The following is a 24,769-nucleotide window of genomic DNA, read 5'->3' on the forward strand; positions in this document are numbered from 1 at the left end:
TATAACAATCCCAGGGCATCCGCTCAATAAAGTTGACTTTTTTAATGAAAGAGCCGTGGCTTGCAGGATATTCGTTTCGTGTTTACACGATATTAATAAGATACGGTACTCGTTATTAATATCGTGTAGTGCCTGTTGTTAATATCGTGTATGACAGGATATTGGTTTGTTGTATTTATGCATGCAGTTCCAGCACAAACCTTGCCCCTTTGGTGTAGCTGCTATCCAATGTCAGTGAGCCGTTCATCTTGGTAGCCATTAACGAGCAGATGGGCAGTCCCAAACCGTCACCTTGTGTCAGGTCCTTGATTTCGGTAAAAGGCTTGAAGATGTTTTCGCGCTGTTCTTCCGGAATGCCGCAGCCGGTATCGCTGATTATGAACTGGTGGGTATGGGCGCCACGTTTCTTGAAGTCCAGCCAAATCTTTCCTCCGGCGGGAGTATATTCGGCGGCGTTTTCCAGCAGGTGCAGCAGGATACGTTCCAGATGTTCGGGGCTTATTTTCACATTCAATTTGGGGGCATTGACGGTCAAGGACACATCTTCCTGCGTCTTTCCTTTCATCCTGTCCATCACGGTTTCGCAGAATGTGGCTATGTTCTTCTCCTGCATTTCATAAGGTTCGGACAGGGTGCTCTCGAGCTCTGACAACTCCTGGATGTGGTTGGAGAAGCCGCGCAAAGCCTTGACACCCGGCAATGAAGCGTCCAACGTATCCAGAGTAGGCTCCATCTGGGCGGATATGTTCCGGATGAATTGGGTTTTCAGTTCGTTGTGCTCATTGGCGATGCTGATGGCCTTCTTCTGTTTACGGGTCAGCACGATGAAGCGCAGCAGTACGATGGCACCGAATACCAGTGCGGCGGCAAGGATGGCGGCAAGCACGCAAAGCCCGATGATGATGTATTGTTTGGCGCTCAGCGAGTCGTCCTTGTCCTGGATGGTCGCCAGGCTTTCGTCATATTTCTGTTTCAGTACGTTCAGCTCATCCCGGGCGGTAAGGGCTTTCACGGAATCGGTCCATAAGATATATTTGTCGTATGTGCGGGCTGTCAGTGCGGCATTGTTGGCTTTGCGGGCAATGCCGATAAGGGTTTTGTAGCACTCGTCCACTTTGGCGTAGTTCTTCTGTTCCTTGTACTTCCCGATCAGGCGGTTGATGGCGTCGTCGCCTTGTGCGTTCTGTCCGAAAGTGTAGTAGTAATTGGCCTGGGTGTACAGCAGGTCGTTGTTCAGCGAGTCGTTGCGGGAGGCCTTGGCGGTTTCTTCCAGTCTGGCCAGCTGCTCCTTGGCACGTGCGGGGTTTTTCAGCCCTATGTACATTTGCAAGCGCTCCTTGCTGATGCGGAAACGTAGTTCCGGCAGGGGTTTCCCGCTTTTTTGCTCACCGGCGGCCACTACCATGTCTGCACCGCGCAACAGTTCAAAAGCTTCTTTGTAATAGTTCTCCCGATGGTAAAGGGCACTTGCGTTGACGCCGCATTCCACGGCTTTGTCATACTTGTCCTGCGAGGAAAAAGCATTGTAGGCTTGCAGGAAAAGATAGCGGGCTTTGATATATTCCCTTTTCGCAAGATTCTCTTGTGCTTGTTTCATTAATTCATCGGCGCGGTTTTGTGCGTGAACCTGGCTGTAAGCGCACAAAACCGCTAACAAAAGGGCGGTTGCTATTTTTTTCATTATGTAAATTTGTTTGTTTTGTCCACAAAGGTATATCTTTTAATGAATATTTGGTAATGGAATTTAATATTTAAAACTGCTGCCGCCCAGGAATTCCCTTAACAATGAGGTGGGAGGGATTTCCTTGTCCTGCACGGGAGTGAAATATTTGATGAACTTCAGCAAACGGTATGCTTCCGCATATTCCGGGCAATTGCGCGGAACACTGGTCAGTATCGGCTCTGCGTGGCAACGCAATACGGCAAACTCAAACAGCAGGGCGGAGTTGAACATGACGTCGGCGTTTTCCTGATAGGGAAATATCCATTTGTCCTCGCCCGCCCGCACACTGGGCCAGCGGGAGATGGTTTCCTGCGCCGAGTAACCGCGATAATTATAGTCCCGTATGATGCGGCGCAGCAGGCGGTTGTCTGTGGTGGGAATCCAGTTGTGGTCGTCCAGGGAGATGGTGGTCAGGGCCGACACATAGATTTTGTATTTGTTCTCGGGCGGAATCTGGGGGGTCAGTTCGGGATTCAGTGCATGGATGCCTTCCAGTATCAGGATGGTATGTTCGTCGATGCGCAGCCTGTCACCTTTGTACTCCTTTTTCCCGAGGGTGAAGTTGAACCGCGGAAGTTCCACCTCTTCGCCCCGGAGCAGTGCTTGCAGCTGGGTGTTGAAAAGTTCCAGGTCGAGGGCGTACAGGGATTCGTAGTCATAGTGGCCGTTTTCGTCGCGTGGAGTGTCCTCGCGGTCAACGAAATAGTTGTCCAGCGAGATGGGGTACGGGCGCAGGCCGTTGGTCATCAGCTGTACGCTGAGGCGTTTGCTGAAAGTCGTCTTGCCCGAAGAGGACGGTCCGGAGATGAGGACAAGCTTTACACGGTTGCCGTTTTCGCCGCGGTGGTAGATGTCGTCGGCTATCTGGGCTATCTTCTTTTCCTGCAGGGCTTCGGCCACGTTGATGAGGTCGGTGGCATGCCCGGCCTCGCACGCAAGGTTGAAATCGCCTACGTTGCTCAGCCCCATGATGTAGTTCCAGCGCAGGTGTTCCTTGAAGACGTCGAGCATCTTTTCCTGCTTCACCACCTCTTCCAGTGCGTTGGGGTTGTCTTTGTCGGGGATGCGCAGCAGCAGGCCGTCGTAATATTTCACGATGTCGAACAGCTTGACGAAACCGGCACTGGGCAGCAGGTTGCCGTAGTAGTAATCTACAGTGTCGCCCAAGGTATAATAATAGGTATAGAGCGAACCGGAGGTCTCCAGCAGCTTCACTTTATCGTTCATGCCCCTTTCGCTGAAGATGCGCACGGCTTCGGTGGTGTGGCATTCCACACGGTGAAAGGGTATGTCCCCGGCAATAATCTCCTGCATCCGTTTCTTGATGGCTGCCACGTCTTCCAGTTCGATGGGGCGCCCGATGCGCAGGTTGCAGAAATAGCCTTTGGAAACGGGATGCTCCACAAACAGTTTGCCTTCGGGGAACAGTTCGCTGACCGCTTTGTAGAGTATGAAGCAAAGTGAACGTACGTAGGTGCGCATGCCCGAAGAGTCGCGCACATCCAGAAACTCTATGTCCTTGTTGTTGTAAACACGAAAATTCAGCCCTTCGGAACGGTTGTTTACTTTGGCGCTGACTACTTGATAGGGGAAGTTTAGATTAAAACCGTAATAAATATCCAAAAGTGAGCTTCCTATAGGGAATTCTTTGGAAATATTATTATTTTTGCAACAAATTTGTAACATGTGTTTCATGATGCTCCGTTTTTTATTGGTTGATACGTTAAATATAGGACATTATAACACACGAAGGAACGAAACACCTTAAATAATTAAAGATGGAATATTCTTTTTATGATTTTTTAAAGTTGCTCGGCTCGTTGGCTTTATTCCTGTATGGTATGAAGATCATGAGCGAGGGACTTCAAAAATTTGCCGGCGACAGGCTGCGGAAAATATTGACCGCGATGACAACCAACAGAGTGACCGGAGTATTAACGGGCGTGCTGATTACGGCACTTGTGCAGTCTTCCTCTGCAACCACGGTGATGGTTGTGAGTTTTGTCAACGCCGGGTTGTTGACGCTCTCGCAGTCCATCGGTGTCATAATGGGTGCCAATATAGGTACGACTGTTACGGCATGGATTATTTCAGCTTTAGGCTTCAAGGTGGACATTGCCGCCTTTGCCCTTCCTCTCCTCGCTTTCGGCATTCCTCTCCTTTTCTCCCAAAAAAGCAACCGCAAGTCTGTCGGTGAATTTATTTTCGGTTTTTCATTCTTGTTCATGGGGCTGTCTTATCTGAAGAACAACGCTCCCGACTTGAGCCAGAACCCAGATATGCTGTCTTTTGTGCAGAATTACACTGACATGGGATTCATATCCATACTTCTTTTTGTGGGCATCGGAACGGTATTGACGATGATTGTGCAGGCGTCTGCGGCCACGATGGCCATTACGCTCATCATGTGCGCCAATGGCTGGATCAGTTTCGAACTGGGAGCCGCGCTGGTGCTGGGCGAGAATATCGGTACCACCATTACGGCGAACCTTGCGGCGCTGACCGGCAATACGCAGGCAAGGAGGGCTGCTTTGGCCCACTTGGTGTTCAACGTGTTCGGCGTGATATGGGTATTGTGCCTTTTCACCCCTTTCACCGAAGCGGTGGCATGGTTTGTGGAGAATGTGATGGGTACCAAAGACCCGGCTGTGGCGGTATCTTTCAAGCTGTCGGCGTTCCATACTTGCTTCAATATCTGCAATGTGTTGATACTGATCTGGTTTGTGAAGTTTATAGAGCGTACGGTTTGCGCCATCATCCCGATGAAGGAGCAGGACGAAGAATACCGGTTGCGCTTTATATCGGGAGGTATGCTTTCCACGGCGGAGCTTTCCATTCTGCAGGCAAGCAAGGAGATCCATCTTTTTGCCGAGCGTACCCGCCGCATGTTCGGGATGGTGCAGGACTTGCTGCACACGGACAAGGATGATGATTTCAATAAAGTGTTCAGCCGTGTGGAGAAGTACGAGAATATCAGCGACAGCATGGAACTGGAGATAGCCAACTATCTGAATCAGGTGTCGGAGGGGCGCTTGAGTTCGGAAAGTAAGTTGCAGATACGTGCCATGCTCCGTGAGGTAACGGAGATAGAAAGTATCGGGGATAGCTGTTACAACCTGGCCCGTACCATCAACCGCAAGCGCCAGACCAATCTGGACTTTACGGAAAAGCAATATGAACATATCCATTTTATGATGAAACTCACGGACGACGCTCTGGCGCAAATGATCGTTGTAGTGGAACGTCCCGAGCATCAGAGCATCGATGTGAACAAGTCTTTCAATCTGGAGAATGAGATAAATAACTACCGCAATCAGTTGAAGAACCAGAACATCCTGGATGTCAACAACAAGGAATATGATTATCAGATGGGTGTGTATTACATGGATATCATTGCGGAATGTGAGAAGTTGGGCGACTATGTGGTGAATGTAGTGGAAGCCAGCAGCGATATCAAAGAGAAGAAGGTTCCTTGATAGGGGAACAAGAATCAGGGATTAAGGGGATGCTTGCATCTGTGCTTTATGGCAGGACAAGCAGCCCTTTAATCCCTGATTCTTGTTTTCTGTTTCTGACTTACTATTCTTCCAGTTTTTCGAAATCTTCTTTGCCTACTCCGCATAATGGGCAAACCCAGTCTTCCGGAATGTCCTTGAAAGCTGTTCCCGGTTCGATGCCGCTGTCGGGATCACCTTTTTCCGGGTCGTAAATGTAGTCGCAAACAGTGCAAATGTACTTTTCCATAATCTTTCTTTTTTGTTTTTATTCTCTATTTGTTCTCTAATTGAAACAAATAAAGTTTCCTTTTTGTTTTATTCCGGGCAAAAAAAGTTACTTGCTCTATCTGCCTGGCCATGCTTTGCAGATTGGGTGGAGCGTTTGGGAAGAACGAGGATGCAGGCAAAGGTTCCCTTGCGACAAACTTAAAAAAAAATAATAACATTGCTTTACCAATATATTATTGTAATTTTGCGAATCAAAATTAAACCTAAAGACTTGCATGACTGCAATAAAGGACGATTATTATCACATTGGGCTCACGGATGAAGAAGTGAGCAGAAGCCGCACCGAGCATGGTGTAAATTTATTAACGCCTCCCAAACGCCCCTCGCTGTGGAAATTGTATCTGGAGAAATTTGAAGATCCCGTTGTCAGAGTACTGTTGGTGGCCGCTTTCTTTTCTCTGGTTATTTCCGTTGTTGAAAATGAGTATGCCGAGACCATTGGTATTATAGCTGCCATCTTGTTGGCTACAGGCATCGGCTTTTTCTTTGAATACGATGCCAACAAGAAGTTTGACCTGCTGAATGCGGTAAACGAAGAGACGCTGGTGAAAGTGATCCGTAACGGACACGTGCAGGAGATCCCCCGCAAGGATGTAGTGGTAGGAGACATCATTGTCCTGGAAACCGGTGAGGAGGTGCCTGCGGACGGTGAACTGATAGAAGCTATTTCTCTGCAGGTGAATGAATCGAACCTCACGGGCGAGCCGGTAGTGACGAAGACCACCGTTGAATCCGAATTCGATGACGAGGCAACATACGCTTCAAACCGTATCTTGCGTGGTACCACCGTTGTGGACGGACATGGTACTATGCGCGTGGATTCCGTGGGCGATGCTACGGAAATCGGAAAGGTGGCACGCCAGAGCACCGAGCAGAATACAGAGCCTACTCCGCTGAACATACAATTGACCAAATTGGCGAATCTTATCGGAAAAATAGGTTTCTCCGTGGCTGGACTGGCCTTCCTCATTTTCTTTATTAAGGATGTAGTCTTGGTCTATGACTTTGCGTCATTCCATACTTTCCGTGACTGGCTGCCTGCCCTGCAAGCTACGTTGCGCTACTTTATGATGGCGGTAACACTGATTGTGGTGGCCGTGCCGGAGGGCTTGCCGATGAGTGTCACGCTCAGTCTGGCATTGAACATGCGCCGTATGCTTTCCACCAATAATCTGGTTCGCAAGATGCATGCCTGCGAAACGATGGGAGCGATTACCGTTATCTGTACCGACAAGACGGGTACGCTGACACAGAATCTGATGCAGGTACACGAGCCTAATTTCTATGGCTTGAAGAACAAGGGGGAAATAGGTGAGGATGATCTCAGCAAACTGGTGATGGAGGGTATCAGCGCCAATTCCACGGCATTCCTCGAAGAAAGCGTGCCCGGTGAGAAACCGAAAGGGGTAGGCAATCCTACGGAGGTGGCCTTGCTCCTGTGGCTGAACGGCCGGGGATGCGACTATCTGGCGCTGCGTGAGAAAGCGACGGTTGTTGACCAGTTGACTTTCTCTACGGAAAGGAAATTCATGGCTACCTTGGTGCAATCTCCCCTGATTGGGAAGAAGGTGCTGTATGTGAAGGGAGCTCCCGAAATAGTTTTGGGTAAATGCAAGGAGGTTATGTTGGACGGCAAGCGTGTGGATGCGGGGGAATACCGTTCCACCGTTGAGGAACAGTTGCTCAACTACCAGAATATGGCTATGCGCACACTTGGCTTTGCATTCAAGATTGTGGATGATGCGGAAGTGTCTGATTGTGTGGCATTGGTTGCTGAAAATGACTTGTCGTTCTTGGGTGTGGTTGCCATCAGTGACCCGATCCGCCCGGATGTGCCTGCGGCGGTGGCAAAATGCCAGTCGGCCGGTATCGGTGTCAAGATCGTGACGGGAGATACACCGGGGACGGCAACCGAAATAGCCCGCCAGATAGGTTTGTGGCAGCCGGAAGATACGGAACGCAACCGCATTACAGGGGCTGCGTTTGCCGAACTGACGGATGAGGAAGCGCTGGACCGCGTGATGGATTTGAAGATCATGTCCCGTGCGCGTCCTACGGACAAGCAACGTTTGGTGCAGTTGCTGCAACAGAAAGGCGCGGTAGTGGCTGTGACCGGTGACGGTACGAATGATGCTCCCGCCTTGAACCATGCGCAGGTAGGACTTTCCATGGGTACGGGAACCTCCGTCGCCAAAGAAGCGAGTGACATTACGCTGCTGGACGACTCGTTCAACAGCATCGGTACTGCCGTCATGTGGGGACGTTCCTTGTATAAGAATATCCAACGTTTCATCGTGTTCCAGTTGACTATCAACTTTGTGGCGTTGTTCATCGTGCTGCTGGGCTCTTTGGTGGGAACCGACTTGCCTCTGACCGTTACCCAGATGTTATGGGTGAACTTGATTATGGATACTTTTGCCGCATTGGCGTTGGCTTCCATTCCCCCGAGTGAGAGCGTGATGAAAGAGAAACCGCGTAAAAGCACGGATTTTATCATAACCAAATCCATGCGGTACTATATCTTAGGTATGGGAACGGCCTTTCTGGCATTGCTGATGGGCATGCTGTTCTGGTTTAACCATCAGGAAGGCGGTATGACTACACAGCGCCTCACCGTTTTCTTTACCTTCTTCGTCATGCTGCAATTCTGGAACCTGTTCAATGCGCGTGTGTTCGGTACCTCGGACTCTGCGTTCAAGGGAATTTCCAAATCATACGGCATGGAGTTGATCGTACTTGCCATCCTGGGCGGACAAATACTGATTGTGCAGTTTGGCGGGGCAGTGTTCCGTACCGAGCCGCTTGATTTTATGACGTGGATAACGATTGTTTCTTCTACCTCTTTGGTTCTGTGGGTGGGTGAGCTTATACGTTTCATCCGGCGTTTAACACAAAAATAGGAAGATGAAAAACAAAGGAATCAAAAACCTTATTCTCGATTTCGGCGGAGTCTTGATAGACTTGGACCGCCAGCGTTGTGTGGAGCATTTTAAGGAACTGGGATTACCCGATGTGGAAGTGGCATTGGACTTGTATCATCAGCAGGACTTTTTTCAGAAATATGAAAAAGGCTTGATTACCAGTGCCGATTTCCGGGATATCATCCGCGGCAAAATAGGAAAGCCGGTAACCGATGCCCGGATAGACGAGGCCTGGAACAGTTTCTTGGTCGGTATTCCCGATTATAAATTGGAACTGTTGCTGGAATTGCGTAAGAACTATGTGGTCTATCTGTTGAGCAATACCAACGAGATACATTGGCAATGGTCGTGCCGGCATGCTTTCCCCTACAAGACTTTCCGTGTAGAGGATTACTTTGAGCACATCTACCTTTCCTACGAGATGAATATGGCGAAGCCGGATGCCGGAATCTTTCAGAAGGTATTGGATGATACGGGTATCTCTCCCCGGGAAACTCTTTTCATTGATGATTCCGAAGCCAATTGCCGGACGGCGGAAATGTTGGGCATTTCGACCTATACTCCGAAAGCCCATGAAGATTGGAGCCATGCAGTTAGTTTCTGAGACATCGGATATTGTTCTTCGCCCAAGTGTGGCTACCATCGGATTCTTTGATGGAGTACACCGGGGACACCGCTATTTGATAGGGCAAGTGGCTGAAGTGGCCGCCGCGCGTGGCATGGCTTCATCGGTCATTACTTTTCCCGTGCATCCGCGCAAGGTGATGCAACCCGGCTATCATCCGGACTTGTTGACCACTTGTGATGAAAAGGTGTCCTTGCTTGCCGGAACCGGAATGGATTACTGCATGATGCTTGACTTTACTCCGGAACTGGCGCGACTTTCGGCACAGCAGTTCATGGCCATTCTGAAAGAACGGTACCGGATAGAAGTTTTGGTGGTGGGTTATGATCACCGGTTCGGCCACAACCGTAGCGAAGGCTTCGATGACTATGTGCGCTACGGCGGGGAGCTGGGCATAGAGGTCATGTCGGCGCGTGCATATTCTTATAATGAAGACAGGACGGTCAGTTCTTCCATGATCCGCCATTGCCTGCGGGAGGGCCAGGTTTCGGAAGCCGCGGAATATCTGGGCTATGATTTCTTTCTGGACGGTACGGTGGTGGGCGGTTACCGGGTAGGCCGTAAAATAGGTTTCCCCACGGCAAACCTCCGTGTCAACGACCCGGACAAGATGATTCCTGCAGACGGGGTATATGCCGTCTATGTATATCTGGACGGGATAAGGTATGGAGGAATGTTGAGTATAGGCTATCGTCCCACTCTTGCCAACGGTACGGACCGCAGCATTGAGGTTAATATCTTTCATTTTAAAGCTGATATCTATGGCCGGCCGATGCGGATATCTTTCGTGCGCTATATGCGTCCGGAACTGAAATTCAATACGGTTGAAGAACTCGTGGCCCGTATTCGCCGGGACGAAGAGGAGGTCAAGGCGGCACTTTCCCTGTAATTTACTTTTCAGATTGGTAACTCTTGCATGATTTCTTTTCTCTTTTCTCGTCAGGGGAAGAGATACATCTGTTCTTTTTTCTGTTTCTCAAAAGTCTCTTTTGTAAAAGAGAGTATCATGTTATGTAACGATGGCCTTGAGAGATCCTGCAACATGGCATGGCATCCAATTAGAACTTGCTGAAAACGGTTTGAAGGTGGTCAAGGGAATACACCTTGATTTTAAGTTGGAAGCTTCCGGTTGTTATATACCCGAGTCAATAGGGCGTTTGAAGTATCTCAGCTCATTTGAAATTGAGAATTTCTCTTGTTTGTCCGGCAAACTTCCGGAGTCACTTTTTGATTGTCCGCTCGAAAGTTTGATTATCAAGAACGTAGAATGTTTGGTTGGCCCGCTTTCTCCTAAAATAGAAAAGTTGAAAGAGACATTGTGTTTTCTGGAAATAGAAAACTGCCCTAATTTTGGTGGGGTGATTCCGCCGGAGTTAGGAGCATGTAGAAAAGCTTGTGTTTCATTGTCCGGGTGTGGATTTTATGGTTGTCTGCCTTTTGAAGTGACCTATTTATTGAGGTCAGGCTTCAATAATAACCATTTGACTAGTATTGACTGGCGCTTTTTTACGGATAGCGAAGCGTATCTCCCACCTATGAGGAATAATGATTTTTCAGGCAATGTCCCCGATGAGGTTCTTTCTCTACCTAAATGGAAGAAGCATGCACGCTACTGTTTTTTACCTTTTAATGAAGGCTATGGATTTTGTAATGTAACATTAAAACCTTTAGACTAATAAAACTTATGAAAACAAGAAACATTAATTATCTTTTATCTTTTGTTGTTTGCTTCCTGTTCTTTGCTTGCAATGAAGCGGAAGAAACTCTGTGATGATTCGGCTGACGCGCAAATCTTGAGATCCGGACGGTATAGAAAACCCTATATTGTGAATACAAGAACTTATCCTTCAACAACTTCGTTGCCTGCCAACTTTCAGTCTTCTGAAACAGTAGAGAATCTGCCGTATCTAAATAATTAGAATAATATAGCCTGCATCCATTGTTTTTGTCTTCTATATCCTGATTGTCGGGATTTAGTCTTTTGGCGGAAATGATGGATGCAGTTTATTTATACTCCTCTTTCTGTATTCTTTCTGCATTATTATCGTAAAACGTCTCTTTTTTATTGTTTTTCGATAAATATTTTTTGTTTTTCTTTGTCACATCAATAAATACTCTTTTCTTTGTATATCGAAAAACGATAAAATATTATCGTAATTCAAGTGTTTAGTGAGTAAAAAAAGAGCATTATTTATTAAAAAGGTTGAGGTTATGAGAAGAGCATTCATGAGTATTACGTTATTGGTACTGTCACTTTCTATGGTGATGATGTTGTTGATGGGAGCTGTTGCTTCTGCTTGACGAATTGATAGAAAAAATATGTATCTTTGCAGGAATTTAAGAAAGAGGGCAAATGAAAACGGCGATAAAACTGGTCTTGATTTACTTTTTGATGCAGCTGTTAGGCGTATTAGTGGCAGGGCCTCTGTGCTTGGCATATACATATTTGGCGGAGGGGGTGTGGAATAGAGGTCAGGCGGAAGCCATTGCGCTGGCACCGGCTATGTTGATGGGCTTTATTTTTATGGGGATATACTTATGGAAGAATAATTACCTGACTGCCGACAGGCACCTGTATTCTCCTGTCTCTTCTTCTTATTTGGCGTGGAGTTTGGCGGCGGGAGCTTCCTCCATCTTCTTGATAGATGCATTGATGTCGTGTCTCACGTTCTTGCCCGATTGGTTGAGCGATACTTTTAGCTTGTTGCAGACAGGGTGGCTGGGAATTCTTTGCATTGCAGTGTTTGGACCTGTCTTGGAGGAATTGCTGTTCCGGGGCGCCATCACGAAAGTGTTGCTGAAGAGATATAGTCCGGGTAAGGCTATTCTGGCTTCCGGTCTGATATTCGGACTTTTCCATCTGAATCCGGTGCAGGTGGTGGGAGCTTGTTTCTCAGGATTCTTGTTTGCCTGGATTTATTATAGGACTCGAAGCCTGATACCCGGCATCTTGATACATATCTTGAATAATAGCCTGGCAGTGTGGCTGGGATTGAATTTCAAAGAGGCGGATACGATGGCTGAAGTGTTGGGAAAGCCGGTTTATATGATTGCTCTGGCAGCTTCCGTGCTGCTGTTCTTTCTGTCCCTGAAAATACTGAATAACTATAAATTATCTGATACTAATACGACTACAATAACTGAGCGATGAAAAGAAGATTGAATATTTTTTGTGTGATTGTGATGCTGGTGCTGTGCTATTCCGTAGTGGAGTCGGCCTATTACATGTGCATGGGCATAGGTTTGGGGGCAAAGGCCGGTATGGAGGCGGCCAAGGAAATGAAAGATTGTGATCATTTGGAGCAGCACAATGATTACCGTGCATTGACCAATATGAAGTATATTGCCTTGATTCCCCATTCATTGGACGGGAAAGTGCAGGAGTTGCTTTGTGATTCCGTATATAATGAGAAGAGCGGGGAGTATGTGCCGGCTATGCACGCTATGATGGCGGTCAGTGTGAAGACGCAGGAAGGTGCGGTCAGCAGGGTGGTGTCCGGTTTGTTGGATTTCGTCCAGTTGGCAGCCATTGTCTGGTCCATAGTGCTTTTTGTCAAGCTAATTGTGGCAATCAACCGTTCGGACATCTTCAATTGGCGGAATATACGCCGTTTACGCCGTTTGGGAGTGCTGCTGATAGTAGGCTTCGGCTGCTCGCTGTTGGTGGAATACTTGTCTCTTTGCAGTCTGAGGGAAGTACTTTCTTTGCAGAACTATGATTTGGTACTGTCGGATATGGTGGATATCACGACCTTTGTGCTTGGGCTGACGGCACTGATTGTGGCGGAGGTGTTTGCCATAGGACTGAAGATGAAAGAGGAACAGGAGTTGACTATTTAATGAAGTTGGAAACGCATTATTCTCATTTTGTTTCCTGCCTTTGAGGGGTAAGTGGGAAAAGAAAGAATAATTGATAAATAGAACACAATTATATGATTATAGTAAACCTTGACATAATGATGGCTCGGAGAAAGATATCTTTGGGAGAGCTGGCGGAGAAGATTGATATTACGCCGGCCAATCTCTCTATTCTTAAAACGGGAAAAGCCAAAGCCATCCGTTTTTCTACTTTAGAAGCCATCTGTAAGGAACTCGATTGCCAACCGGGGGATATACTGGAGTTTAAGGAGGATAAATAGGGAGAAGAAGGCGTAAGCAGAGGTTGAAACGCTTACTGCCTTAAGAGGTTCCGTTTACATACTACGGTAAATGTCGTTACTTTATAATGTAAAAGCCGTTACATTATGGAGTAACGACTTTTACATTGTAGAGTAACGGCTTTTACATTATAGAGTAAACATCTGGTAAATATAATCTGTTGATTATTAGATTATATGTTGCCGGACGCACCCTTTAGATGCCTTTTGCTTTGAAGGCCAGCGCATACATTCGCATCTGCTTTACCATAGACAGCAGTCCGTTGCTACGGGTGGGCGACAAGTGTTCCTTCAGTCCTATTTTATCAATGAAATAGAGGTCAGCGTTCAGTATTTCGTCCGGCGTGTGCCCGGAGAGTACTTTGATAAGCAGTGAAATGATTCCTTTCACAATCAGTGCGTCGCTTTCGGCCTGGAATATGATTTTTCCGTCCACATTGTCTGCCTGTAGCCATACACGGCTTTGGCAGCCTTCAATCAGATTTTGTTCCGTCTTATATCTTTCGTCGAGCGGTTCCTGCTCGTTGCCTAAATCGATGAGAAGCTGGTACCGGTCCATCCAATCGTCAAAATCATTGAACTCGGCAATTACTTCATCTTGTACTTCGTTGATTGTCAACATGTCATTTATAATTTATTGTTTTACGATTTACTGTTTGATTGTCTATTTTTCGTTGTAGATTACTTCCAGTATGGTTTGTCCCACTGCATTGAGTGTGCCTTTGTCGATGATATCCATATTGTCATCTACCGTATGCCAGAAATCACCGAAACCGGTATTGGAATCGGGACTGTAGTTGATGATATCTACACATGGAATCTGGCGGAGGTTATATACGTACAGATGGTCATCGGTAACCTCGGTTCCTTGTTCTTTAGGGAAGAGGTTGCCGAACCCCAGACGATGGGCGGTATCCCATATCTTCTTCACGTACTTGCCCGCAGTTCTTTGGGAGAACCGTTCCTGGTAAAAAGTGGCATTCTTGCCGCCTACCATGTCAAGCAAGATTCCGTAACGGGCATTGTAGCCTTCCACATGGGGCACACGTCCCCAGTATTGGGAGCCAAGGCACCAGGTGTCTGGTTTATGGGTACCTTTATAGAAGTAGGGGGTACCATAGTCCTCGGCATCAAAGAAAATGATGTCGATACCGATGGCAGGTGCTTGTTGTTGCAGTTGGCGGGCCACTTCAAGCAGTACACCTACACCGCTGGCACCGTCGTTTACGCCCAGAATGGGAGTCTGGTGCTTCTTCTCGTCACGGTCCTCGTCTGCGTATGGACGGCTGTCCCAGTGGGCACAAAGAAGAACGCGTCTTTTGCTTTCCGGATTGTATGCCCCGATGATATTGCGCGACTTCAGAATGGTATTGTCGTATGCCACCAGGTCGACGTTCTGGTTATAGACTTTGGCTCCAAATTGTTCCAGTTTATTTGCCAGGAACTCTCCGCAAGCTTTGTGTGCGGCTGTATTTGGAACACGCGGGCCGAAGTCGGCTTGAGCCCGGACATAAAGATAGGCGCTGTCTGCATTGAATGGGGGTACATTAACGGTGCTCTTGGTGGTGGTTTCCTCATTGTCGTCAACAGACTTGCTGCTGTTGTTGCTGCATGCTACTATCGCTACGATCAGCAACAGTAACAGTGAGATGAATGTATAATTCCGTTTCATTCTTTTCTATATTATATGTTAAAGCTTAATTTTACTTCTTTTTTACCGGCTTCCAAGGTTACTTCTGCCCCGTTGATCATAGGAAAGTTCGCTGTGACGTGTCCTACAGGGAAGTCGAAACATATCGGATAATCGTATTCTTTTACCAAATCGGCGAGTGCGCCGTACAAATCCTTGCCCAACGATTTGTTTTCTTCATATTCGGTGAATTGCCCGATGATGAGCCCCGACAGCTTTTCGAGTACGCCTCCCAATTTCAGATTGTACATCATGCGTTCTACGGCATGCGGACGTTCACCCACGTCTTCGATGAAAAGAATGGTTCCTTCGGCAGGCAAGTCGTATGGAGTGCCGCGCAGTCCGTAAAAGACAGACAGGTTTCCGCCACGCAGAATACCTGTGCCTGTACCTTCGTGATTCAGCTTGTGCTTCGGGCAAACGTAGCCGAATGCTTCTTCACCTGCAAGTATGTTTCCGAAAAGGATGTCTTTCAATGCTTGCGTGCAGAAATCATCTTCCGGCTCAACGGCCAGGTGGCGTGCCATAGGGGCGTGGAGCGATGCGAAGCCATTCTTTTGGAATTCGTTGTGTAGGGCGGTGATGTCACTGAAGCCGATGAGCCATTTAGGATGTTCCCTGAACTTGGTAAAGTCCGATTTCCCTACTAAATGTACAGCCCCATAACCGCCACGGCTACAAAGTATGGCTTTGGCTTTTTCGTCATCCATGGCCTCTTGCAAATCTTCCAGACGTTGCCGGATGCTTCCTGCATAGGTGCCGTGGGCGCTGCCGGCATGTTTGGCAAATACGACCTCCAGTCCCCAGGATTTCAAGCGTTTATTGGCACCTTTCAGAAAGGTCTTGTCGATTTTGCTGGAAGGGGAGAGGATAATGATCCGGTCGCCTTCTTGCAGATACGGAGGAAAAATAAGACTACTCATAGGCTATCACTTGTATTTGCGGCAAAGATAGTGCAAACCGAATGCAGAATAAAATGAACTTGTTCATTTTTTATGCTGAGGTGCAGCCTGTCTTCGCTTTTTAAGCAAAGATAGTGCAAAATTCCGATTAGGCGGGATAAACTAAAACTTGTTTCTTCTTGCGGACATCAAGATTCCATCAAATCTACGGTAAAAGTACACAAAATAACGTAATTACGAGGTTTGATTGAGCAAAACGCATGTAAGAGATGTTAAATATGGTAGGTGTATGGATAAGAGACGATTTGTCAAAATGATATTAAACATATAAAATTTAAGCCTGTAATATGCTGCTTTTTTCGACTATTTTTCAGATATTTGCTAAAAATCTAACGTTATGGAACCGATACGGAACTTTGATCAGTTGACCGCTCATTTGAAAACTTTGAATAAAAGGAAGCGCATTGCAGTAGTCTGCGCCAATGATCCCAATACAGAATATGCCATTTCCCGTGCTTTGGAAGAGGGAATCGGGGAGTTTCTGATGATTGGTGACTCTGCCATTCTGGAAAAATATCCAACTTTGAAGAAGTATCCGCAGTATGTCAAGACCTTGCATATTGAAGATCCCGATGAAGCCGCGCGTGAGGCAGTCCGTATTGTCCGCGAGGGCGGGGCGGACATATTGATGAAGGGTATTATCAATACCGACAATCTGCTTCGTGCCATTCTGGACAAGGAAAAAGGGTTGCTGCCCAAAGGCAGGATCCTGACCCATCTGGCAGTGATGCAGATTCCTACGTATGACAAATTGTTGTTCTTCTCTGATGCTGCGGTTATTCCCCGTCCGACATTGCAGCAGCGTATTGAGATGATTTGGTATGCCATCCGTACTTGCCGTCATTTCGGTATCGGACAGCCGCGTATCGCACTCATCCATTGTACGGAAAAAGTCAGTGCCAAATTCCCCCATTCATTGGATTACGTAAATATTGTGGAGTTGGCGGAGGCCGGAGAATTCGGCCATGTCATCATCGATGGCCCGCTGGATGTGAAAACGGCCTGTGAGAAGACAAGCGGTGATATTAAAGGCATTGTCTCTCCCATTAATGGGGAAGCGGATGTGCTTATCTTTCCAAATATTGAATCGGGAAATGCCTTTTATAAAGCGGTCTCTTTGTTCTCTCATGCCGATATGGCAGGATTGCTTCAAGGACCTGTCTGTCCGGTGGTGTTGCCGTCGCGTAGTGATTCCGGCCTGTCAAAATATTATAGCATTGCCATGGCTTGCCTGACCAGTGCCGATGGTGGCGGCTGCCATGAGCAATTCTAATCGTAAATTGTTAAATCATAAATTATGAAGGTACTTGCTGTCAATCCGGGTTCTACATCGACCAAAATTGCCGTGTATAAGGATGAGACACCTCTTTTGGTGCGTAATATTCGCCATTCGGTAGATGAGTTATCCGGATTTCCCCGTATTATCGACCAGTTTGAATTCCGTAAGAATCTGGTTATAGATGAACTGAAGGCCAATGATATACCTTTTGAGTTTGATGCCATTGTGGGCAGGGGAGGACTGTTAAAACCCATTCCGGGGGGCGTATATGAGGTGAATGATGCGATGTTGGATGATATTGCCCATGCCATGAGAAGCCATGCATGCAACTTGGGATGTCTGATTGCTTCCGAATTGGCTGCACTTCTTCCCGGTTGCCGTGCTTTTATCGCTGATCCCGGTGTAGTGGATGAGCTGGATGAGATAGCCCGTATCACAGGTTCGCCGTTAATGCCCCGCATTACTATCTGGCATGCTTTGAACCAACGTGCCATAGCTCGCCGTTATGCAGCGGAGAACAATACCCGCTATGAGGACTTGAATCTGATAATCTGTCATCTGGGTGGCGGAATCTCTGTGGGTACGCATTGTCGCGGGCGTGCCATTGATGTGAACAATGCTCTTGACGGGGAAGGCCCTTTCTCGCCGGAACGTGCCGGAACTCTTCCTGCCGGCCAGTTGATAGATCTCTGTTACTCCGGCCGTTATACCAGGGATGAACTGAAGAAACGTATTTCCGGCCGTGCGGGACTGGCGGCTCACTTGGGTACTACGGATGTTCCTGCCATAGTTAAACGGATAGAGGAAGGGGACATGCATGCCGAACTGGTCTTGAATGCGATGATTTATCAGATTGCTCGAAGTGTGGGGGCGGCTTCCGTAGTCCTTTATGGTAAGATAGATGCCATTCTGTTGACGGGTGGCATGGCACATTCGGAATATATCATTTCCAGGTTGCAAGAGCGTATCTCTTTTCTCGCTCCCGTTCATGTCTATCCCGGTGAGGATGAGTTGGAAGCGTTGGCGTTGAACGCTTTGGGCGCTTTACGCGGAGAATTGCCAATACAAGTTTACCAATAATAAAAAAGAGGTGTCTTTGGGGAGTGGTCATTTATGAGAAGGGATAGTGTGATTTTCATAGTTCACAATAATTGCTTAAATTCTAAACTTTTTGGATCAAAAAGTCCCTTCAAAGAAAATTTTCTCATATCTTTGTCACTGTGTTAAGTTAATAAATTGATTAAGGTCGATTTTTGACTGTTTCGGATCGGAAAGTATGGGGGTACTTTCCGATCTTTTTTTTTATCCAAAAAGGCGGGAAGTTGATTTTCTGCTGTTTTTGCTTGTGGACTTTGACAAAAAGAAAGCCCGGCAGGATATCTGTCGGGCTTAATATAATAAGGAAGAAGAGTTATCTTATCTCTTCTCGCTTCTTTCTTGTCTTTCGGGTCTTGGCAACAAAACCTTGCGGGAAAGTTTGAATTTACCGGTTTTGGGATCAATATCGAGTAACTTCACGTCAATCTCGTCACCTTCCTTGATTCCGGCTTCCTCCACTGTTTCCAGACGTTTCCAATCGATTTCTGAGATATGGAGCAAACCGTCTTTGCCCGGCAGGAACTCAACGAATGCACCGTAAGGCATGATAGAACGTACTTTGCCTTTATAGACTTCGCCTACTTCGGGTACTGCTACGATACCTTTGATAATACGCATTGCATCATCGATACTTTTTTTGTTGGTTCCGGCAATCTCGATTCTACCGATGTTGTCCACTTCTTCAATCGTAATGGTTGCACCGGTTTCTTCCTGCATACCTTGAATGATTTTTCCGCCCGGGCCGATTACAGCGCCAATGAATTCTTTGGGAATAGTCATTGTTTCAATACGCGGAGCATGTGGCTTCAAGTCTTCACGAGGTTCTGCAAGGCATTCGGTAATTTTACCCAAAATGTACTCACGGCCTTCCTTGGCTTGCAGCAATGCTTTTTCCAGAATTTCGTATGACAGACCATCTACCTTGATATCCATTTGGGTAGCTGTGATACCGTCTTTGGTTCCGGTTACTTTGAAGTCCATATCGCCCAAGTGGTCTTCGTCTCCGAGAATGTCGGACAATACGGCATATTTGTCTTCGCCTGCATTTTTAATCAATCCCATTGCGATACCTGACACCGGTTTCTTGATTTTAACACCGGCGTCCATCAGTGCCAGAGTTCCGGCACATACGGTAGCCATGGAAGAAGAACCGTTGGATTCGAGGATATCGGAAACTACGCGTACTACATACGGATAGTCAGCAGGAATTTGTCCTTTCAAGGCACGCCATGCCAAGTGACCGTGACCGATCTCACGACGGCCTACACCACGCTGCGCTTTGGCTTCACCGGTAGAGAACGGAGGGAAGTTGTAGTGCAACAGGAAACGCTCTTTTCCATGTTCCAATACATCGTCGATAATCTTTTCGTCCAACTTTGTCCCTAAAGTGACAGTGGATAATGACTGTGTTTCACCACGTGTGAAGATGGCGGAACCGTGAGGTCCGGGCAGGTAGCTGGTTTCACACCAGATAGGACGGATTTCAGTGGTCTTGCGCCCGTCGAGACGCTTGCCTTCGTCAAGGATAGAACGACGCATGGCTTCTTTTTCTACGTCATGGTAGTAACGGTCAATGAGCGGAGCCTTTTCTTCCAGTTCTTCTTCGCTGAATTGTGCTTTGAATTCTTCGCGGATAGCGTCAAAGGCATCCATGCGTTCGTGTTTGTTCTTGTTGCCTGAAGCGGCAATGGCATAAGCTTTTTCGTAGCAAGCGTCGTGAACGGCCTTGCGAAGTTCCTCATCGTTCACTTCATGGCAGTATTCACGTTTTACGGTAGAACCGACTTCTTCAGCCAATTCCATCTGAGCCTTGCACTGAATCTTGATAGCTTCGTGTGCTGCTTTCATGGCTTCCAGTAAATCGCGTTCTGAAACTTCGTCCATCTCACCTTCTACCATCATGATATTCTCATAGGTAGCACCTACCATAAGATCCATATCTGCTTTTTCCAACTGTTCGAAAGTCGGGTTAATAACGAACTGTCCGTCGATACGTGCAACGCGTACTTCTGAAATCGGTCCGTTGAACGGAATATCTGAAACAGCCAAGGCAGCAGAAGCTGCGAGACCTGCCAAAGCATCCGGCATATCAACTCCATCTGCTGAGAAGAGGATGATATTTACATATACTTCTGCGTGAAAATTATCGGGGAATAAAGGGCGGAGAGCACGGTCAACAAGACGGCAAGTGAGGATTTCATAATCAGAAGCGCGACCTTCACGCTTTGTGAAACCGCCTGGGAAACGTCCGAATGCGGAGAATTTTTCTTTGTACTCTACCTGTAACGGCATAAAATCTGTTCCGGGAACTGCGTCCTTGGCGGCACAAACAGTAGCTAAAAGCATGGTGTTGCCCATACGAAGCATTACAGAACCGTCTGCCTGTTTTGCCAGCTTTCCCGTTTCGAGCGTGATGGTTCTGCCATCAGGAAGCTCGATCGTCTTAACAATTGGGTTAATCATAAAAAATGTTTTATATCTATTTTTCTTTCAAAATTCGTGCAAAGATACATAATTTATTCGTGTAAAATGGTGGGAATGAGATAAAAAGTTTGTATTTAGTTGTTTTTTGCAGTTTTCTATGCGGAAGATACAAGGAAAATGCTTTGACTAAACTTGAAAAGACGTATATTTGCAGGCAACTTTACAAGTTGGGACTGTGTCGGAATTCCGTCTTTTAGGATACGGAGCATCCAGTGGAAGAGTGAGTGGAGATGATGTGGAAGCGGAGAAATAGAGGCAGCCGGATATGAAAAATACATTAAGGATAAAACAAAACTAAAGATACGGTATGAAGAAAATCTTTTTTATGGCACTTGCCGCAGTCGCTTTAAGTGCATGTAATTCCGAACCGAAATTCAAGGTGGAAGGTGAAGTCTCGGGCGCTGACGGTAAGATGCTTTATTTGGAGGCTTCGGCTTTGGAAGGTATTGTTCCTTTGGATTCTGTGAAATTGAAGAGTGGCGGTTCGTTTGCCTTTAAGCAGGTACGTCCTGTTTCCCCCGAATTTTATCGTTTGCGGGTAGATGACAAGGTTATCAATTTTTCGATAGATTCTACGGAGACTGTTCAGATAAGTGCCCCTTACACGGATTTTGCTACAGCCTATACGGTAGAGGGGTCTCCAAACTGTACAAAAATAAAGGAGTTGACAATGAAGCAAATGCAGCTTCAGAACAAGGTCAACGTGTTGCTTCAGTCCATGCAGGGGCATAAAATAGGGGCTGATGTGTTCGAGGATAGTCTTGCCGCTTTGTTGAAGAGTTATAAGGATGAAGTGAAGATCAACTATATTTTTGCTGCTCCCAATACGGCGGCTGCTTATTTTGCCTTGTTTCAGAAGTTGAACAACTATTTGATATTTGACCCGTTGAACAGTAAAGATGACATCAAGTGTTTTGCTGCCGTAGCAACCAGCCTGAATAACTATTATCCTCATGCTGACCGCTCCAAGAATCTGTATAATATTGTAATAAAGGGAATGAAGAATACCCGTACCCCGCAACAAAAGGTGGTGGAAATTCCTGAAGAAGCCATATCTGAAACGGGAGTGATTGATATCAGTCTGCGTGATATGAAAGGCAATGTCCGTAAATTAAGCGAATTGAAAGGTAAGGCGGTTATTTTGGATTTTACTATTTACCAGAGTGCGGTGTCTGCTTCCCACAACTATATGTTGCGTGATTTGTATGACAAGTATGCCGGCCAGGGTTTGGAAATCTATCAGGTGTCTTTGGACGCTGATGAACATTATTGGAAAACTACCGCCGATAATTTGCCTTGGGTTTGCGTGCGTGACGCTAACGGCATTTATTCGTCGGTGGCTGCCTCTTATAATGTACAGGGAGTTCCTTCTCTGTTCCTCATCAATAAAAATAATGAGTTGAGTGCTCGCGGTGAAAACGTTAAGGATTTGGAAGCAGCAGTGAAATCTCTACTGTAACATGTTATAAATTAGAAGTTTTCTTTTAAATATGTTACAAAGCAGTGTTTTTTGCTTGACACACATTGTTTAAAAGTCTATCTTTGCAAAAGGAAATCGAAAAGAGGGTTCCAGCATGCTGACCATGTTGGAATTCTTTTTTGTTTATAGTACCATTAAAAACTAAATAATATTATAAGGAGGAAAAAAGTATGGCTTATATGTCAGAAGAAGGCTACAAAAAATTGATGGCCGAACTGAAACACTTGGAGACGGTAGAACGTCCCAAGATCTCAGCAGCAATTGCTGAAGCACGTGATAAGGGTGACTTGTCGGAAAACGCCGAGTATGATGCCGCTAAAGAAGCGCAAGGTATGCTTGAAATGAAAATCAATAATTTGAAACTGACGATAGCGGATGCCAAGATTATTGATGAATCCAAATTGAAGACGGACTCTGTGCAGATTCTTAATAAGGTAGAACTGAAGAACGTAAAAAACGGCATGAAGATGGTTTATACCATTGTTTCTGAAAGTGAAGCTAACTTGAAAGAAGGCAAAATTTCTGTAAATACCCCCATTGCTCAAGGTTTGCTTGGCAAGAAGGTAGGTGATGTGGCAGAAATAAAGGTGCCGCAGGGTGTGATTAACCTGGAAGTAGTGAACATATCATTTTAATTGATGAGGCAGGTCTGCATGCGGGCTTGCCTTATTTTATAATTACATAGAGCTATGGCAACAATATTCAGCAGAATTATCGCAGGTGAAATACCTTGCTACAAGGTAGCGGAGAATGACAAGTTCTTTGCTTTTTTAGACATTAATCCGTTGGTGAAAGGTCATACGTTGGTTGTTCCCAAACAGGAGGTGGATTATATCTTCGATTTAAGTGACGAAGATTTGGCTGCAATGCACGTGTTTGCGAAGAAGGTGGCGCTTGCCGTCGGTAAAGCTTTTCCTTGTAAGAAAGTAGGTGAGGCCGTATTGGGACTGGAAGTTCCCCATGCGCATATACACTTAATCCCAATGCAGAATGAGAAGGATATGCTTTTCTCCAATCCGAAGTTGAAGTTGACGGATGAAGAATTCAAAGCGGTGGCCGAAGCTATTCGCGCGGCATTTTAAAGGGTTTATTTTCCTCCTCCAAATAAACAGTAGCGGGAACTGAATATGATTCAATTCCCGCTATTTCTTGTCTTATGCCTTTCTCGGCTATTATTGTTCGTGTTTAGATGTAGTCTTCTCCCAGTTTGATTTGCGTATCGTTTACGTATTTACGGATGGCATGTTCTTCATCTTTCTTGCAGATGAGCAATACATTGTCCGATTCGGCAACCAGATAACCTTCCAGGCCGTCAATGACTGCAAGCTTATTGCTTGGCAATACTACGATGTTGTCTTTGCTGTTGTATAGCAATGATTGGCATTTCAAGGTTACATTGTCATTGTCGTCTTTTCCAGATAAGTCATAGAGAGACCCCCATGTGCCTAAGTCGGACCAGCCAAAGTCGCCTAATGATACATAAACATTATCGGCTTTTTCCATGATTCCGAAATCAATGGATACATTCGGGCAGGCAGGGAAGTTTTCATTTATGAATTTCTTTTCCTCAGAAGTACCATATATACCGCTGCCTGGAGCTAATTTGGATGCCAATTCGGGAAGAAGTGTTTCACATGCTTTGATGATTGTATTGACATTCCACATGAAGAGTCCCGAGTTCCAGTAGAATTCTCCACTTTCTACAAAAACTTTTGCTAATTCAAGTTCCGGTTTTTCCGTGAAGGTTTTTACTTTATAGAAATTATCACCGGCAGATTCGGCTATCTGTATATAGCCGTAACCGGTTTCGGGGCGGTTGGGCTTAATGCCGAGAGTCAATAGCTTGTCTGTTTGTGAAACGAAGGACAAACCTTTTTCGATAGCGGCAAGAAATTCACCTTCTTTTAAAATAAGGTGGTCTGAAGGAGCCACTACAATGTTGGCGTTCGGATTCAAGGCGCGTATGTGATAGGCTGCCCATGCGATGCAGGGGGCTGTATTTCTGCGCGTCGGTTCCAGTAATATTTGTTCGGGACTAAGTTGGGGAAGTTGTTCTTTTACAAGATCAGCGTACAAATCATTTGTAACGATTAGTATGTTTTCTACGGGTATTACCTTACTGAAGCGGTCAAAGGTCTGCTGCAGCAATGAACGTCCTGTACCAAAAAAATCCAAAAATTGTTTAGGAAGTGTCTTGCGGCTGAACGGCCAGAAGCGGCTACCGATCCCTCCGCCCATAATTACACAGAAATTATCCTTATTGGTTACCATGTTATTTGTTTTAAAAGTTTCTGCTAATGTACGGCATATTTTATAAACAAGGAATGGTTGAGTGATGTTTTCTCTTTTTTTTCGTCTTTTTTTTTGAAAAGTATTGCAAGTTTAGAAAAAAGCCGTATCTTTGCACCGCAATTGAGAAATCAATGATGCCCAGATGGCGGAATCGGTAGACGCGCTGGTCTCAAACACCAGTGGATTCACTTCCATCCCGGTTCGACCCCGGGTCTGGGTACCAATAAACCCTGATAATCGACTGATTGTCAGGGTTTTTCCTTTCTGTAAGGC

Annotated in this window: 21 protein-coding genes and 1 tRNA gene; 14 read left to right on the top strand and 8 right to left on the bottom strand. The window is 46.2% G+C overall.

All coding sequences use genetic code 11. From position 1 onward, the window contains the following. Positions 1-175 precede the first annotated feature (175 nt). Positions 176-1,681: a sensor histidine kinase gene (locus HMPREF9446_RS01450; RefSeq protein ID WP_009123657.1), complete on the bottom strand. Its 1,506-nt coding sequence runs from the start codon at positions 1,679-1,681 to the stop codon at positions 176-178. Positions 1,682-1,744: 63 nt separating this feature from the next. After that, entirely contained in the window at positions 1,745-3,418 is a 1,674-nt protein-coding gene (locus tag HMPREF9446_RS01455) for a nucleoside kinase (protein ID WP_009123658.1), read from the bottom strand. An 83-nt stretch (positions 3,419-3,501) separates the two neighbouring features. Between HMPREF9446_RS01455 and HMPREF9446_RS01460 the strand changes: the two genes are divergently transcribed. Beyond that, positions 3,502-5,199 (top strand): Na/Pi cotransporter family protein, encoded by a 1,698-nt coding sequence (locus tag HMPREF9446_RS01460; RefSeq protein WP_009123659.1) that lies wholly within the window; start codon positions 3,502-3,504, stop codon positions 5,197-5,199. A gap of 103 nt (positions 5,200-5,302) precedes the next feature. Here HMPREF9446_RS01460 and rd read toward each other — a convergent pair whose 3' ends face one another. Continuing rightward, a complete protein-coding gene (rd, locus tag HMPREF9446_RS18010) occupies positions 5,303-5,467 on the bottom strand; it encodes a rubredoxin (protein WP_009123660.1) in 165 nt (54 codons plus the stop codon). Between the two features lie 256 nt (positions 5,468-5,723). On the opposite strand from rd, the gene HMPREF9446_RS01465 reads away from it, so the two are divergent. The 7 genes from HMPREF9446_RS01465 to HMPREF9446_RS01495 all read left to right on the top strand — a co-directional run bounded on the left by HMPREF9446_RS01465 (position 5,724) and on the right by HMPREF9446_RS01495 (position 13,193). Further along, positions 5,724-8,408: a calcium-translocating P-type ATPase, PMCA-type gene (locus HMPREF9446_RS01465; RefSeq protein ID WP_009123662.1), complete on the top strand. Its 2,685-nt coding sequence runs from the start codon at positions 5,724-5,726 to the stop codon at positions 8,406-8,408. Between the two features lie 4 nt (positions 8,409-8,412). Next, a complete protein-coding gene (locus HMPREF9446_RS01470) occupies positions 8,413-9,033 on the top strand; it encodes an HAD family hydrolase (protein ID WP_009123663.1) in 621 nt (206 codons plus the stop codon). Beyond that, positions 9,017-9,943, top strand: coding sequence for a bifunctional riboflavin kinase/FAD synthetase (locus HMPREF9446_RS01475; RefSeq protein WP_039968241.1), 927 nt, complete (start codon positions 9,017-9,019; stop codon positions 9,941-9,943). The genes HMPREF9446_RS01470 and HMPREF9446_RS01475 overlap by 17 nt, the downstream gene beginning before the upstream one ends. A gap of 130 nt (positions 9,944-10,073) precedes the next feature. Beyond that, entirely contained in the window at positions 10,074-10,730 is a 657-nt protein-coding gene (locus tag HMPREF9446_RS01480; RefSeq protein WP_009123665.1) for a hypothetical protein, read from the top strand. A gap of 677 nt (positions 10,731-11,407) precedes the next feature. Beyond that, a complete protein-coding gene (locus HMPREF9446_RS01485) occupies positions 11,408-12,205 on the top strand; it encodes a CPBP family intramembrane glutamic endopeptidase (RefSeq protein ID WP_009123668.1) in 798 nt (265 codons plus the stop codon). Further along, positions 12,202-12,894, top strand: coding sequence for a DUF2975 domain-containing protein (locus HMPREF9446_RS01490; protein WP_009123669.1), 693 nt, complete (start codon positions 12,202-12,204; stop codon positions 12,892-12,894). Before HMPREF9446_RS01485 ends, HMPREF9446_RS01490 begins: the two co-directional genes overlap by 4 nt. Positions 12,895-12,986: 92 nt before the next feature. Further along, complete coding sequence (locus tag HMPREF9446_RS01495; protein WP_009123670.1) at positions 12,987-13,193, top strand: helix-turn-helix domain-containing protein; 207 nt, start codon at positions 12,987-12,989, stop codon at positions 13,191-13,193. Positions 13,194-13,407: 214 nt separating this feature from the next. Here HMPREF9446_RS01495 and HMPREF9446_RS01500 read toward each other — a convergent pair whose 3' ends face one another. Genes HMPREF9446_RS01500 through HMPREF9446_RS01510 form a run of 3 tightly spaced genes read right to left on the bottom strand, consistent with a single transcriptional unit; the run spans position 13,408 to position 15,824 of the window. Next, positions 13,408-13,830: a SufE family protein gene (locus HMPREF9446_RS01500; protein WP_039968242.1), complete on the bottom strand. Its 423-nt coding sequence runs from the start codon at positions 13,828-13,830 to the stop codon at positions 13,408-13,410. A gap of 45 nt (positions 13,831-13,875) precedes the next feature. After that, a complete protein-coding gene (locus tag HMPREF9446_RS01505; RefSeq protein ID WP_009123672.1) occupies positions 13,876-14,883 on the bottom strand; it encodes a M20 family metallopeptidase in 1,008 nt (335 codons plus the stop codon). 11 nt (positions 14,884-14,894) lie between these two features. Further along, positions 14,895-15,824: a S66 peptidase family protein gene (locus HMPREF9446_RS01510; protein WP_009123673.1), complete on the bottom strand. Its 930-nt coding sequence runs from the start codon at positions 15,822-15,824 to the stop codon at positions 14,895-14,897. A gap of 376 nt (positions 15,825-16,200) precedes the next feature. Between HMPREF9446_RS01510 and HMPREF9446_RS01515 the strand changes: the two genes are divergently transcribed. Beyond that, entirely contained in the window at positions 16,201-17,136 is a 936-nt protein-coding gene (locus HMPREF9446_RS01515; protein WP_009123674.1) for a phosphate acyltransferase, read from the top strand. A 24-nt stretch (positions 17,137-17,160) separates the two neighbouring features. Further along, complete coding sequence (gene buk, locus HMPREF9446_RS01520) at positions 17,161-18,222, top strand: butyrate kinase (RefSeq protein WP_009123675.1); 1,062 nt, start codon at positions 17,161-17,163, stop codon at positions 18,220-18,222. A 336-nt stretch (positions 18,223-18,558) separates the two neighbouring features. Here the strand turns inward: buk and pnp are convergent, their stop codons facing one another. Then, positions 18,559-20,703: a polyribonucleotide nucleotidyltransferase gene (gene pnp / locus HMPREF9446_RS01525; protein ID WP_009123676.1), complete on the bottom strand. Its 2,145-nt coding sequence runs from the start codon at positions 20,701-20,703 to the stop codon at positions 18,559-18,561. A 328-nt stretch (positions 20,704-21,031) separates the two neighbouring features. Here pnp and HMPREF9446_RS01530 point away from each other — a divergent pair, with 328 nt between their 5' ends. The 3 genes from HMPREF9446_RS01530 (at position 21,032) to HMPREF9446_RS01540 (ending at position 23,286) form a co-directional block, all read left to right on the top strand. Next, positions 21,032-22,183 carry a TlpA disulfide reductase family protein gene (locus HMPREF9446_RS01530; RefSeq protein WP_009123677.1) on the top strand — a complete coding sequence of 384 codons (1,152 nt, stop codon included), beginning with the start codon at positions 21,032-21,034 and terminating at the stop codon, positions 22,181-22,183. 191 nt (positions 22,184-22,374) lie between these two features. After that, positions 22,375-22,839 carry a transcription elongation factor GreA gene (gene greA, locus HMPREF9446_RS01535; protein WP_009123678.1) on the top strand — a complete coding sequence of 155 codons (465 nt, stop codon included), beginning with the start codon at positions 22,375-22,377 and terminating at the stop codon, positions 22,837-22,839. 54 nt (positions 22,840-22,893) lie between these two features. Next, positions 22,894-23,286 (top strand): HIT family protein, encoded by a 393-nt coding sequence (locus HMPREF9446_RS01540; RefSeq protein WP_009123679.1) that lies wholly within the window; start codon positions 22,894-22,896, stop codon positions 23,284-23,286. A 103-nt stretch (positions 23,287-23,389) separates the two neighbouring features. Here HMPREF9446_RS01540 and HMPREF9446_RS01545 read toward each other — a convergent pair whose 3' ends face one another. Then, a complete protein-coding gene (locus HMPREF9446_RS01545) occupies positions 23,390-24,475 on the bottom strand; it encodes a mannose-1-phosphate guanylyltransferase (RefSeq protein WP_009123680.1) in 1,086 nt (361 codons plus the stop codon). A 157-nt stretch (positions 24,476-24,632) separates the two neighbouring features. Here HMPREF9446_RS01545 and HMPREF9446_RS01550 point away from each other — a divergent pair. After that, positions 24,633-24,719 (top strand) — tRNA-Leu (locus HMPREF9446_RS01550). Positions 24,720-24,769: the final 50 nt, after the last annotated feature.

It is taken from the genome of Bacteroides fluxus YIT 12057, from assembly GCF_000195635.1.
Classification (GTDB): domain Bacteria; phylum Bacteroidota; class Bacteroidia; order Bacteroidales; family Bacteroidaceae; genus Bacteroides; species Bacteroides fluxus.